Here is a 13,192-nt window from a genome sequence, read left to right as displayed (position 1 = left end):
GAAGCCCGAGCGAAAGCTCGGGCTGTGTTTGGGTTGTATTTGGGATAACGAATGTTACCCCAGTATACAGTCGTTTATACTAAAATCTCTTATTCTAGCTCACTCACCAATGATGAGTACAAACTAAAATTATGCAGATAGTAAACGGCATCGTCGTCCAAAACGCCTCTGTCGTTAGAAACGGATGGGCCAGAGTAAGTCATTTGTCCTTCCGCAGCGCTCGCTGCTTTTAGTATACCAAGTCGTGTCAGCTGGGCATCACCTTGGGCGTTGGTCTCTATTTCATAGGCGTATAAACCGTTGTGATCCCAGTAGTAGTGCTGATTCAACAGATCGGGGTTACCACCAGGCGGAAGCCGATTTTTTACTTGCACGGGCAGTGAAAAACGAATGCCGTTATCGTCGTTCCTAAATGCGAAGGAGCGGGGGTCATAGTTCACCGTGGTGGATGAACCACGCTTACCGATGATTTCGCTACCTAAGCTACGTAACATTGTTGGGTCTGAAATATCAAACAGCTCGACTTTGACACCCTGAAACCAGGTGATATTCCTTGCCTCATCGAAAATGGCGTCTTTGCCTATACCGAGTAATAAATTTTCGCCGACCGGGTGAAGATAATTTGAAAAACCGGTTACTTCAATTTCCCCTGCAATAAATGGATCGGCTGGATTGCTTAAGTCTATTGCATATAAAGGGTCTACTTTCTCGAAGGTTACAATATAGGCGTGGTCGCCAAAGCTACGCATGGAATAAATCAGCTCACCCGGTTTACCAATGGATTCCGGACGGGATTCATTGGGCAGGGTTGAAACAATTTCAAGCGCGTTATTCTCCACCGCAGATTCTTGAATGAGCGCCAGCCGGTAGGGTGTTGTACCCGTACTGGATGAGCTGGAGCTGGAGCTGGAACTGGAGCTGGAACTGGAGCTGGAACTTGATGCTCCGCTACTATTCGTTGCCCTATATAACACTCGCAACACGCCATCTTTTTCGCCAAAGCAATAGGACGCGGGCCTGCAGGGAATGCTACCGGTAAGTTTAACGCTACCCCGGTATTCCATCGCGCCATCAATGGCGAATTTGTATATTTTCATTCCGCTGTAATAACCATAACCAAAGGCATAGATAGCCTCTTGCGATGCGTAAATATCGGTTGCCGAAGCGGGTAAGCAGCGCGACTCAATCTCGCTGGTATCATCGAGATTAATACGCGTAAGTACGACCAGTGACCCTGCGTATGCATCGGCCTTTTCAGGCCATTCTGGGACGGTACAATCGCTGGCTGATAACAAGGGTTTGCTATTGCCCGACGGGTCATAAATGTGTGGCAGCATGTCTTCCAAAGCCGCGTTGGTGGCCAACTCGATATTTTGACTATTGGCCGTGGTGGTATTGTTAAGTGCGAGCCCTAAGCGAGACATGTTTGCGCTGTAGCGGCTGGCAACATAGAGCATGTTGCCAATTCTACGGCTTGAAAGTAGAGATCCATCGAAACTCAATCGTTCGATTTCACTCATAGCACTTGGATCATCTGTGTTAGTAAGAACGATCGATACTTTGTTGGACGTTTGATAATACGGATAATAACCGTTGTACGATGAGTACCAGCCATACGAATACACATTAGATGTTTCACCTACGACCGCCAAGGTGTTGCCTTCTTCTGTTTGTCGAAGGTAAGCACCCGATAGGTTCATTTGAGTGTTGTCATAGGCTAGGCTGAAGCTTCCCGCAATTTCTGTAGACGCGGTAACGGAATCGGTGGTGTGAGCCGTAATGTGAACCGTCGTTCTGGCGGTGATTGTGGGTGATGGGGTTGAACCGGAACTAGAACTAGAGCTTGAGCTGGAATTGTAAATTCGCTGAACTGTGAATAGGTGTGTGCCATCGGACTCAATAATATCAGCTTCGTCTACGCCACCTTCTTGGGTGTTGGTGATGTCGTCTTCCTGTGATGCACTGCCAGCCGAACTCGATGAAGCGGCGGAAGACGATGAGGAGGAGCCGGTAGAGCTACTGGTACCTGTTCGGCTCCCTAGGTGGTTAAGTAGCCCTTGACGCAGATAATTGGCAAGGGCTTCATTTTGTGGGTCTGCGTAACAGGTGGGTTCAGAAAAATCACCGTTATGACTGCCAACAAACCCAAAAAAAGCGCTATCGCCAGCGTTTAAGTGGCCATTCCAGAAAAGGTTAGACGCTTCAATGGTATTGTTGTTGACGACAAAATCTGAACTCCAGGCGTTATTAATACTGGGGGCCTGATTGAATTGAAGGGTAACACGCCAATTACTGAGGGCGCTATCGCCATTGTTGGTTACCGTTACGTTTGCGAGATAGCCATTATTCCAGGCTTCTGTAGTTACAGAACATGAGATTTCAGCGATGGCCTTCATGTTGAAAGTCATCATGCAGAGAAAAAATATAAATCCTAGTTTACGAGTCATGAAACAGCTCCTGCCGATAATTCGTCGTTAATAGAAATGGAATTGCACACGTAGAAATTGACGAGGGAATGTCTGTTAGCTAAACATGCAAATTAAGATGTGATGGAAATTGGTGCGCCAAAGACGCAAAAAACACTATTATTATCGTTCAGCACAACAGGGTGGTTGTGCTTAATTTTAAGTGTCTCAGTGATTCTTAACAGAGTCAATATAGGGCGGGTTTGTTTATTTGATTTCGCTTAATTCTTGTGCTTTCGGTATCAATAAAATGTATTGAAATAAAATATTTGGAGGTACAGAAAGCTATTGGCGCGTATAAATATTTTTTGTTAATGGTGCCACGGGAAAAGGAGCTGAATATAGCCCCCTGTCATGCGGTTATCTAGTAACACTTTTGGTCGCCGTAATAATCGTTGGCATAGTTGCAGCAGTTGCCAACTGTTTTTGCTTGCGGTTTATGCTGGTCCGAAATTTCAAACCATTCCACCATGACATTAATAATATCTCTCATTGCTCAACCTCCTCTCCGTTTAGGCTTGTAGTTTGCCGTAGCAAAGAGGTGTTGAACATTGAATATTTTGAAACCTCATCTTCAGTTTTTTGAATATGACTTACTCAAAATGTTTTTCGTACAGTGACGCTGTTCCGGTAACACCTTCTTCCAAATGAAGGCGGTAGTCATGCTTGCGAGTGCGGGTTTCCTCACCGGTGTACAGATAATCTACATTACTGACGACAGCTACCACCACGCCATTTTTCGGTGCCTTATCCAAGTTTAAGCAGGCTTCGCCATTTTCAACCGGCTGGCTATAGACGGTAGAGCCATCTTCGGCGCGGTAGGCGAGCTGCATACGCATATTGTCTGCAAAAGGTTCGAAACTTACTCGTACTTTGTCGCCACTAACATTTAATGGAACTTGGTTGGCGCCAGACCAACCCGGGAGGGTGTCTGTTTTTGGCGTGAGTATGTCGTTGTCGAGCGTTGTATCGGCATAAAAGGTTAATCTGTGGACTTCAGGTTCCTGCAATATGCCACCATCGATTTCTTCGGCGCCAATGGTACGCCCCCAGTTGCCATTAATGGGAGACTTAAACGCGTTTGTCCAGGGTCCGAAATCAAGCATGGCTTGGCGAGCGCGATATTCCATAATCAGATGTTGGGTTTGCTCTGCACCCAAGCCGCCGGCCAGTGAGGCGAGAATATGGTTTTCACTGCCGTTTTTCCAAATCCAGGCGTTAGCCCCTTTGGAAACATACAATGACAGAAAGTGCGAAAACACGGAGTTGTATTGGTGCCCGCCTAAATAGTCACGCCAAGTCGATATTTGCTGGCCATTGCGTGTTTGGTTAACACCTTCAGCATTGGGGCCGCCAAAAGAACCGTCTTGCAACCAACCGCTGTAATTTTCTATGGGCATATGAGGGGCGAGGAAGGGCGCCCCATCTAAAAACCCTACGCCATAAGTCCCGGTGCGCGAAGCCTCCATGTTCATTTGCAACCAGGTATTCCCACCTTCGTTGAACCAGGCCGCTTTGTTGCCCAGTGTTGCCATAATGGTGTGAATCGCTTCATGGGTAATACCACCGCGTTCACCGGGTGTTACAACCGGATAGTAGGACAGTAGCACCATGGGGTAGCCGTTAATGCCACTTTGCCAGCCACCTTTTTCAGTATTAGACGCTGAGTCGGTACACAGGCCAGAGCCGAATAGGTAGACATTACTGTAATAACCCTGCTGCGCTAGTTTATCGGGCGGCCAGCCCATTACATCACGGGCGTAAGCCATATCTTCATTTAGGTTGGCCAGCACCCGGTCTATATCTTCGTCGGTAATGTCTGGGTTGCGATCATGCCCCCAAATAAAATTATACCAACCGGACGTTTTTACGCCGGCAATAAGGCTTTGGTCGCAACCGTAAAATACGTCAAATTCTTCCGGGTCGATATCGACGAAGTCGTTACGAAAATCGTAATTTAAGCTAGGCTCATAGCCCGGCCAGTCATATGTAGCGCATTGGTTTGTGCCGTTATCAGAACTGGAGCTGGAGCTAGAACTGGAGCTAGAACTGGAGCTAGAACTAGAGCTAGAACTGGAGTTAGAACTGGAGTTAGAACTAGAGCTAGAACTAGAACTGGAACTGGAGCTGGGATTAGAACTAGAACTGGGATTAGAACTAGAGCTACTTGGGCTTCCATTGTTGTTTGAATTACGGCTACTGAAGGAAGAGGCCTCGCTGGACATATTGCCAGCCGGGCTGTTTTGGCTGGACTCTTGAGAGGATTCGGCCGCAGAGGATGCCCCCGATGTCGATGCTGGGTTGCTCGGTTCGCTACCTGGGTCTTCGGGTAATAAATCACTCGCTTCGCCACCACATGCCGATAGTAGGGTAGCGGCACTTATAATCAGAAGCGCTCTTTTGGTGACTGGCCAAAAGTTCACATGTTCGGCTTTATGTCTCATGCCCACGCCTCACCGTTATTGTTGTGATTGCGAGCAGGGTATTGGCCCAAGAGTAGAACCTCAAGGACAGCAACAGCCGAGTAGCCATTTTATTTAGTTTGTTAGAAGCAGGCCCGTTAAGAAGTTGATCGATGTGGCTTTTTCCGTGTGAACAGCCGTCGGTTTAAGGTTTCTCCAAGGTTCGTTTAAATAAAACCATTAATCGCTCAATGCTATTCAGTGCGGCATAGCCGGGCCGCACGAGAAAGGCAATGGTTCTGTGGGGGCTGGATTCGTTAAGGTGTACGGCTCGAAGTTCCGGGTGAGGCCTAACCAATTGATCCAATGCCATTTCCGGTACCATAGTTGTACCCATACCGGCGGCAACCATGGGCATTATGGTATTCAAGCTTGTGGCACCCACGGAAAATGGTTGGCTGGTTACCGAAAATTTACAGGCTGCTAACGCGTGATCTTTTAAGCAATGCCCGTCTTTTAGGAGCAGTAGGGCCTGTTGGTCGAATTCTGTGCTGGTTATGTGCTCTTGATTGGCTAGCGGGTCGTCGGTTTGAGTAACCCAGTAAAAATCCTCTTCCCAAAAATCAAACCTTAGTAGCCCCTGTGTGGCGAATGGCAATGCCAATATCGCCGTGTCGATTTCACCGTTGCGTACCATATCCACCAGTACATGGCTCTGATCTTCGATTATTTGTAGCTTCAATTTAGGGTACTGGCGAGTGAGGGTGGGCAGTATACGTGGCAGTAAATAAGGCCCTATGGTGGGAATCACCCCAATCGTGATGGGAAAGCTAAGGGGTTCTTTTTGACTGTCGGCCAGCTGTCGCAGTTCTTCCAGTGTGGTTTTAACTTGCCGAGCCTTGTCTAAAACCTGCCTGCCGACCGGCGTTATCAGTACTTTCTTGTTGTCTCGCTCAAATATCTGCAAGCCTAGCTGTTTTTCCAGCTCGTTTAGCGCGGTACTGAGTGCCGATTGGGAGATATTACAGGCCTCTGCGGCCTTCTTGAAATGCAGGGTTTTCTCTACGGCAAGGGCATAAATTAGCTGTTTGGTCGAAATCATGGGGGCTCCGGGTTTGATCAAGGTGTTAGGTATACCGGTTTGGGTGGCCATAGGCAATGAATCTACATTCAGTATTTTAGAATGTAACGATCTATTTAAGTGATTTTATTAATCGAAGGTGGTTCGTTAATCTGTGCTTAACGCTGAAGAGATCAGCAACAAACTGATTTATAAACCTTGTTTTGTATTACCTAAATTGGAGCATAAACATGTCTGTACTCAATACCAAGATCAAGCCTTTTAACGCCAATGCCTATAAGAACAGTGAATTCGTAGAAATTAGTGACACCGACCTCGCGGGTAAGTGGTCCGTTTTCTTCTTTTACCCAGCCGATTTTACGTTTGTATGCCCAACTGAATTGGGTGACGTAGCCGATCACTATGAAGAATTCCAATCCCGTGGTGTTGAGATTTACTCTGTATCGACTGATACCCATTTCACCCACAAGGCATGGCATGACTCGTCCGACACTATCGGCAAAATTAAATACACCATGGTTGGCGACCCAACGGGCGCAATTACTCGGAATTTTGAGGTTATGCGTGAAGATCAGGGCCTGGCCGATCGAGGAACCTTTGTGGTCGATCCAGATGGTGTTATTCAGGCGATGGAAATCACCGCCGAAGGCATTGGTCGTGACGCGGCAGACCTGTTACGCAAAGTAAAGGCGGCTCAGTACGTGGCCGCTCATCCCGGTGAAGTTTGCCCAGCTAAGTGGAAAGAAGGCGAAGCGACACTAGCGCCATCTTTGGACCTCGTTGGAAAAATCTAAAGCTCGGGTAAAGAGTACCCAGTAACGCGATTATCGGCAGGGGCTCACAAGGCCCCTGCCGAACGACAGACCTAATTTTATTGAAGGGGCAGAACCATGTTATCGAAAGACATTCTTGCAGCCGTGAAAAGCTATACCGCTAACCTGCAATCGACCATCACGTTTGTGTTACAGCGGGGCGACCATGCCAAGCGTGAGGAACTGATGGAATTTCTAACGTCGCTGGCCTCTGTCTCTACCCAATTCAATGTAGAGGTTCGCAAAAGTGTTGAAAGTTTACGCGGCCCTATGAGCTTTGCACTGGAAGTTGATGGTGTGATGAACGGTATTGTATTTTCCGGAATTCCCAGTGGGCATGAGTTTAATTCTCTCGTTTTGGCCATACTCCACAGTGGTGGTACGGCATTAAAGCTCGATGACAGCCTGAAAAATATTGTTAAGGGCGTGAAAACGCCATTGAAGTTCGAAGTATTTATTAGTTTGAGTTGTCATAATTGCCCGGATGTTGTTCAGGCGCTTAATCAGTTTGCCATTATTAACGAAAATGTTTCATCGGAAATGATCGATGGCGGTGTTTTTCCAGAGATAATTGAACAAAGAGATATACAGGGCGTACCCAGCGTTTATTTAAATGGTGAGCTTTTTGCGAACGGCAAAGTGGAAACGGCTGGGCTTATTGACAAACTTATTGAAAAACACCCGGAAGTGTTGCATGGCGCTCATACCGAAAAGCTTCCTTTGCAAGATGTAACGGTAATTGGCGGTGGTCCTGCAGGCGTTGCGGCAGCGATTTACAGCGCGCGCAAGGGCTTGAATGTCACTTTAATTGCCGACCGTCTTGGCGGCCAGGTGAAGGATACAATGGGCATAGAAAATCTGATATCGGTTCCTAAAACAACGGGCCCAGAGTTATCTGGTGCTCTTCAGGCCCACATTAACGAATACGAGATTACCGTAAAAGAGCATTTACGTGTAACCAATATTGAAAATGGACACCAGAAACAAGTGACACTCTCCTCTGGTGAAGTGATTGAAACAAAATCACTGATTGTTGCGACAGGCGCGAAGTGGCGTGAGCTGGGGATTCCTGGAGAAAAAGACAATATTGGTAATGGCGTGGCCTACTGTCCGCATTGTGATGGCCCATTTTTTAAAGGCAAGGACGTCGCTGTAATTGGCGGAGGAAACTCGGGTATCGAAGCTGCGCTCGACCTTGCGGGTATTGTTAACTCGGTTACCGTGTTTGAGTTTATGCCTGAGCTAAAGGCCGATAAAGTTTTAATTGATCAAGCTGAAGCGCGCAGTAATATTACTATTTTAAAAAATATAGCAACGAAACAAATAGTCGCCAAGCAGGGTAAGGTAAGCGGCATTGAGTATGAAAACCGTGAGTCGGGGGAGAATACCCTTTTAAACCTAGACGGCGTATTTGTGCAAATTGGACTTGTGCCCAATAGCGCATTTTTAGGTGATTTGGTGGAGCGCACGCGACACGGTGAAGTTGTTATCAATGAACGCTGTGAAACCTCCGAACCGGGTATCTTTGCGGCGGGGGATGTGACCACTGTACCTTATAAGCAAATCGTTATTGCCATGGGAGAGGGGTCTAAGGCATCGCTGTCAGCATTTGAGTATCTATTGAAAAATCACGGGCAGGTAGCGGTAAGCGGCGAGACGGAAGTTGAGAGTTGTGTTGCCTAAAGTTTAACGCAAATGGGTGTAGTTTCGCTTGGCCAATGTTGATCAATCATCATTGGCTTTGCGTTGTTCTGCCCTGTGGCCCTATGAACTTGCTCCTGAGAAGCGCGACTTTACACTTAGTTGGTGCAGGGTAAATGGAAACCGAAAACTTGGCCGTGATCGTCATGGTAATTTCCAGCCCTTGGCATTAGTATGCACGCTTTAAGTACCCCTTACTTCCCCTTCAAGGATTTTCCCTTTGAGCACACGCAAATTTTCGTCTTTGAAACTGAATACGGCTTTACTGGCTAATTTAGACACCCTTGGTTATACCGAAATGACGCAAATTCAGGCGCAAAGTTTGCCCTTGATTTTGGTCGGGAAAGACGTAATAGGGCAGGGTAAAACCGGTTCAGGGAAAACAGCGGCTTTTGGGCTTGGGTTACTGGAAAAGCTAGCGGTTAAACGGTTTCGTGTGCAATCACTGGTTATATGCCCAACACGTGAGTTGGCTGACCAGGTGGCCAAGGAAATTCGGCGCCTCGCTCGATCCGTTCAAAACATAAAGGTTACAACGCTTTGCGGCGGAATGCCCTTTGGGCCACAAATTGGGTCTTTGGAGCGTGGGTCACACATTATTGTAGGAACGCCAGGCCGATTGGATGAGCATATTCGTAAGGGCACCTTAAAGCTGGATGAAGTCACTACGCTCGTGTTAGATGAAGCCGATCGTATGTTGGAAATGGGATTTCAGGAAGTGCTGGACCAGATTATTGCCATGCTGCCTGCTAAGCGCCAAACATTGCTGTTCAGTGCCACCTACCCGGGTGAAATTCAAGCGATAGCGCAGCGTATAATGGTGCAGCCGGAAATGGTTCAAACGCTTTCCACCCACGATGAAAGTACAATTGCTCAGCGCTTTTACAAGGTGGATGACAATCGTCAGCGTTTGCAGGTGTTGCGCCTGTTGTTATTGGAGCAGCGTCCTCAATCGGCTATTGTCTTTTGCAATACCAAGCGAGAAACCCAAGAGGTCACCGATGCTTTGAAGGGGTATGGTTTTAGCGCGTTGGCGCTCCACGGCGACCTTGATCAAAAAGACCGTACACAGTCATTGGCGTGTTTTTCTAACAAGAGTGTGTCAATACTGGTGGCTACCGATGTCGCTGCTCGAGGGCTGGATATCGAATCTTTGGATGCGGTTTACAATTATCAAATCGCACGCGATCAGGAGGTACACACTCATCGTATTGGTCGAACGGGTAGGGCGGGTAGTAAAGGTATCGCTTGCTCGCTATTCAGTGAGCAAGAGGTTCATAAAGTGCTTAAATTAGACGGTGATATCGATCCGTTACACGACTGCCTGCCAATACCCCCTGCGTCGTTGTTAGACCGAACCCCCGAGCAGCCGGCTATGACCACCCTTCAAATTGATGGCGGAAAAAAGCAAAAACTCCGCCCGGGCGATATATTGGGGGCGCTAACCGGTGAGCGTGGCATACAAGGAAAGCAGGTGGGTAAAATAAGTATTCAGGAAAATTACGCGTATGTAGCTGTGGAGCGTTCGGTTTATAAAGAGGCCTTAAGCATTATTGGCAAGGGCTCACTTAAAGGCCGTTCATTTAGGGTACGTCATATTTCCTGATGGGCCACCTAAAGGGCCGGACAGTAAACAAGTGCAGGGAAGGCAATAAAAAAGAAGGTACATTTAAACTGAGGGGCAACTAAAAAAGAAAAGAGCCATCCTTGGCTTCACCCACTCTAAAGGTGTTCTAAAGGCTAAATTACGGTCTGAGTAATTTAGCGTAATCTCCTACCGAGCCTCGATCCATACAGCATTCGATTATATTGCTGCCCAGTGGCGATAAATCTGTTACCAGAAAGTGTGTTAGTTCTTCGTGGAAGAACTTGTACAGCTGCTCGGCGCCTTCATCATATGCGGCAGCTCCTACTTCAGGTTGCTCTTCGACTCTAAGAAAATGCGGTGGAATCTGCATGCCTTCCACTACCATTTGGTTGGGCACTTCACCCAACAAAGAGCAGCGCGCCGGAGCTAATTGTTCTGGCCTGAAATGAGCCATACCTCTTCGAACTAAATACTCACGGGAAACCCATTGCGACATAAAGCCTGTTTTCCAGCAGCCAATATGCTGATTGGGGATGAGCGCAAACATATTGTCGGTGGTACGCTGAATCTGTTCTAACAACAAGTTGGCTTGGTCAACACGGCGGCCGGTTGCAAACGGCCAATAGGAACCCACACCTTCTGAAGCAAGCCCGCCAGAGGTATCGACAATGGACGGGTTGCCATGGCCGCGCGGCGCCACAAGCCGCCACAGCCATGCCAATGCAGGGGGGAGAACCTGCATCATGCCCATAATGCCGTAGGTTGGGTTTTCGGCGGTACAGGGGGGGGTTCGTACACCAAAGCTGCGAATATCGACAGTTACTGGGCCGTCTACGACATTGGGAATACACTTTCTGGGAATCACAACACGCGGGTTGGGGCATGGCTCGTTAGGCGCATCCATTACGTGTTCCCAAATTAAGGTGGTTGCGCCGGGGAAAGCGTCAATATTCAGTGTGAGTAAAGGCTCGGGTGGATGAATCGTTAGGTGCTCAAGTTGCGGGGCGGTACCGTACTGATCGATGTGATTAACACGTACAAACCAAGCGTTTTCCGCATCGATAACCGTGAGTTTTTTCTCATCGGTTTGCAGTTCGGGGTGGCACAGCGCCATATCGTCTGTAACCGGGCGTAAATCACACGAACGTGGCAATTCGAGATGGGTTTTTTCGTTAGTGACAAGGTTGTGCCCCAGTAGTAGGCGGCCATCTTGCTCTCGATGTGCGTGCTCAAGCATTTCACTCTTACCGCCACCGGAGGCACCTTCATGCATGATGGTAACAATGTTGTCGTAGGGGGTTACGACCTGAACAGTAGAGCAGTGGGCCGTCACCCAGCCTTCCTGTTCACCTAGATGAATCAGAACACCGTAAACACCTTTTTTGGCGCTGGGCCCGGGGTAGAGATTGTAGCTAAACAGTTCGTGAATTTCTTCGCCACGGTTGTGTACGACTAGCTGCTTACCTTCAAAGTGGGTGTAGCGGAACGTTGGCGCTACATAAATTACCGCTTTTGGGTGGAAATCCGCACTTAGTTTATCGATGGGCGTAATGCCCTGTAATTGGGCTAGACCTAGGCCGAAAAATCCGGCGTTGGCAGGAGCCACAACCAACGCCGGTAAGCCGTGATTTTCATCACCAGCGTAAAAAGCGAATAAACAAAGTTCTTGGCTTTTTAGCCAATCAAAAGTTTCCTGTCGAACGTCATCGAAGTTTTGATGGTGAAGGTCGGCGAAACGTTTTTTATCAGTAGGCAGGTCGTCACCAATTAGCAGACAATCGGGGTCTCGGCGGCGCATGTAGGGGTCTGTGTAGTTAGCCGATACCGCGTTGCGGGTGCGACATACTCGGGCATCGACAATACGGCCCTGGCCGGGAATATCGTAGGCAACTTCGTGCCAGCCACTCTCATCCGCATCGCGTGTGGCCAGCTCTACTAGGCTTTCGGTATCCGTGGCTACGGTGTAGCGAGGGCAGGCATCTAGCAACTGTTGAACTTCGATGGGGACAGAAAACGGCAACGCGGGGTGAAAAGGTGACACAGGGAATCCTCCTATTTGTGGCTGAATACTGCTCAAGGTTCCCTTGCCCCTTGAACAACGACGGGACTAGCTTAGGGTATATACCTATCGGATAGGTATGATGTAGATCATGAAATTGGTCATGCCAATGGCGTGTTTAGTTGCTCATTGGTCAGACATGATTGGTGTGGTCGTGGCAAAAGAGGGGTAAGATTTGGGCGTAGAGGCTTGCTAGTTTGGTTTTTCGAAACCCGCGGTTCGAGCATCTATGTATTGCTAACGGCTGCAACGGGGGGTTCCGCGGAAGCCAAAAAAGTTCAGCGTTCGCGGAGTGCTGGTTGTAAGGACACCTTCATTAACGGTTTTATTTGATAGGGGGAATTTGGTCATCTAGTGCACCCGCACTAATCATATTGGACAGTGTTTTCGAATGAAATTCCCGTGCATAGAGTATGGCAACCACAACGGCAACAGCAAATACGTAAAGGCCCGCATGAAACAGCCATATCAGTATTGCCATTGAAAAATAATAGGCTCTCAATCCATAATTATAGCTATGGCCGGCTTGATCGATGACCTTTGAAAAATGGAAAGCAAAGGTTTTACCCGGGCCAGTGGTGGAAAGTTCTTCGTCGTGCATGGGGGTTGCACCCAGTAAGATGGCACTGAACCCATATTGCCGCATGGACCAGGTAAACGTGAAGAAGGCAAACACATGCACAAACAGTAATAAAATAATTTTGAACTGTACTTGGAGCGGGGTTATTGCCGTATTGGCGAAGGGTAGGTTGATTAGCAAGGCATGGATCTTGTCTGTGGAGGCAACGGCGGTTACCAATCCGGCAATAACCAGTATAGAGGTTGAGGCTAAAAAGCTGGCGTTGCGTTCGAGGTTGGCAATAATGGCAACATCACCAATTCGATTCTCCCTTCGTAACATGCGCAATATCCATTGCTTACGGTATTGTTGGAGCACTGAAGACAAGCAGTAGACTTTTTTTGCGCGGCGTCGCGCGAACACCGAATAGCCTATCCAGCACAAAAATAGCCAGCCAGTGGCAAGAACATCCAGTACATGCAGCTGCAGCCATCCTGCTAAATCCATCGATATATACCTCGGTTT

Annotated in this window: 9 protein-coding genes; 3 read left to right on the top strand and 6 right to left on the bottom strand. The window is 48.0% G+C overall.

Going from position 1 to position 13,192, the window contains the following annotated elements:
* Positions 1-89: 89 nt before the first annotated feature.
* The 4 genes from H5336_RS01870 to H5336_RS01860 form a co-directional block, all read right to left on the bottom strand.
* Complete coding sequence (locus tag H5336_RS01870) at positions 90-2,447, bottom strand: beta-propeller domain-containing protein (protein WP_185230876.1); 2,358 nt, start codon at positions 2,445-2,447, stop codon at positions 90-92.
* Between the two features lie 382 nt (positions 2,448-2,829).
* Complete coding sequence (locus tag H5336_RS23310) at positions 2,830-2,958, bottom strand: hypothetical protein (protein WP_281385328.1); 129 nt, start codon at positions 2,956-2,958, stop codon at positions 2,830-2,832.
* Positions 2,959-3,058: 100 nt separating this feature from the next.
* Entirely contained in the window at positions 3,059-4,909 is a 1,851-nt protein-coding gene (locus tag H5336_RS01865; protein WP_246438999.1) for a hypothetical protein, read from the bottom strand.
* Positions 4,910-5,072: 163 nt separating this feature from the next.
* The gene (locus tag H5336_RS01860) at positions 5,073-5,969 is read right to left on the bottom strand and encodes a hydrogen peroxide-inducible genes activator (RefSeq protein WP_185230874.1); all 897 of its coding nucleotides are present in this window, start codon (positions 5,967-5,969) and stop codon (positions 5,073-5,075) included.
* 209 nt (positions 5,970-6,178) lie between these two features.
* Here H5336_RS01860 and ahpC point away from each other — a divergent pair, with 209 nt between their 5' ends.
* From ahpC to dbpA, 3 genes are all read left to right on the top strand, one after another.
* Positions 6,179-6,742 carry an alkyl hydroperoxide reductase subunit C gene (gene ahpC, locus H5336_RS01855; protein ID WP_185230872.1) on the top strand — a complete coding sequence of 188 codons (564 nt, stop codon included), beginning with the start codon at positions 6,179-6,181 and terminating at the stop codon, positions 6,740-6,742.
* 96 nt (positions 6,743-6,838) lie between these two features.
* A complete protein-coding gene (gene ahpF, locus H5336_RS01850) occupies positions 6,839-8,443 on the top strand; it encodes an alkyl hydroperoxide reductase subunit F (RefSeq protein ID WP_185230870.1) in 1,605 nt (534 codons plus the stop codon).
* 238 nt (positions 8,444-8,681) lie between these two features.
* Positions 8,682-10,067: an ATP-dependent RNA helicase DbpA gene (dbpA, locus tag H5336_RS01845; RefSeq protein ID WP_185230868.1), complete on the top strand. Its 1,386-nt coding sequence runs from the start codon at positions 8,682-8,684 to the stop codon at positions 10,065-10,067.
* A gap of 139 nt (positions 10,068-10,206) precedes the next feature.
* Here dbpA and H5336_RS01840 read toward each other — a convergent pair whose 3' ends face one another.
* Both H5336_RS01840 and H5336_RS01835 read right to left on the bottom strand, forming a co-directional pair.
* Positions 10,207-12,090: a DUF4914 family protein gene (locus tag H5336_RS01840; RefSeq protein ID WP_221627963.1), complete on the bottom strand. Its 1,884-nt coding sequence runs from the start codon at positions 12,088-12,090 to the stop codon at positions 10,207-10,209.
* A gap of 343 nt (positions 12,091-12,433) precedes the next feature.
* A complete protein-coding gene (locus tag H5336_RS01835) occupies positions 12,434-13,174 on the bottom strand; it encodes a DUF599 domain-containing protein (RefSeq protein ID WP_185230866.1) in 741 nt (246 codons plus the stop codon).
* Positions 13,175-13,192: the final 18 nt, after the last annotated feature.

It is taken from the genome of Teredinibacter franksiae (assembly GCF_014218805.1).
Lineage (GTDB): Bacteria > Pseudomonadota > Gammaproteobacteria > Pseudomonadales > Cellvibrionaceae > Teredinibacter > Teredinibacter franksiae.
The sequence above is the reverse complement of the archived record's forward strand: the minus strand, read 5'-3'. Positions and strand labels throughout refer to the sequence as shown.